A 795-nucleotide genomic window follows, 5' to 3' on the forward strand; every position below is an offset into this window, starting at 1 on the left:
ATCGGCTCTACGGTGTTCTTGAGGGCCGGGCTTTCATTGGGAGTTTCACCTTTCGACAAGGCAGCCCGGCTTGTGTCCAGCACAGCAGTTTCAGCCAGACGGAATTGGTTGGCGAGTTCTTTGACGAGTGCATAATTCTGCTTGTCGATGTCGGAGACGATTGTTGCCTCATAGTCGTCCATCGATCGCTGCACTTGGTCGCGATTGGTCGTGATCGCGCTTTCAAGCGTGCTTCTGTCCGACGGGTTTTCCTGAAGGGCAAATTCCTGAAGCAGACTATGGGCCGCCATCTGGCCCGTCATGATCTCGGTGCTGTGATAAAGGTCCGGTAGGATGCCCTTCTCGACCTCAGTCGCCTCCTGGCCCGCCTGAAGAAACCAGGCGTACGCCATGACGGCTATCACGGACATGACCACCAGAACGGCAGCGAAACTGACGAGGATGCGGTGGCGTATTGTCAGACTCTTCATGGAACCGGTTCACCAATGGGGGCATCGTGGGCTGCGCGACAAGCGCTCGTTCCGACGTATTCGAAAAGGTGCGTCGAAAAGCGGCAGTCTGATGCTGAATGGTTTCTTTTCCGTTCCATCGCAAATGATGGAGAGGCGGCTCGCCAATCGGCGGCGCCAGAAGCGGTGGTCAAGGACGTCCTGCCGTCCACGCACATCAGCCCGACATCGGCTAGGGTGGCACGCCGCGTCAAGAGGAGCGTGTATGAGCTACTTGTGGCCATGAGTTGAATGACTGCTTAGGTCAGCTCGATGCCCGAAAGCCGACCTCCCGCTTGCGGCCCAA

General features: G+C 57.5%; 1 protein-coding gene. It reads right to left on the minus strand.

Annotated elements, in window-relative coordinates:
• Positions 1 to 470 (minus strand): MCP four helix bundle domain-containing protein (locus NKJ11_RS33720; protein ID WP_352795185.1); only part of this gene is annotated, 470 nt, incomplete at its 3' end.
• Between the last annotated feature and the right edge of the window lie 325 nt (positions 471 to 795).

Origin of the sequence: Mesorhizobium sp. M0243, from assembly GCF_040321775.1 — a bacterium.
In the GTDB taxonomy this organism is placed as follows: domain Bacteria; phylum Pseudomonadota; class Alphaproteobacteria; order Rhizobiales; family Rhizobiaceae; genus Mesorhizobium.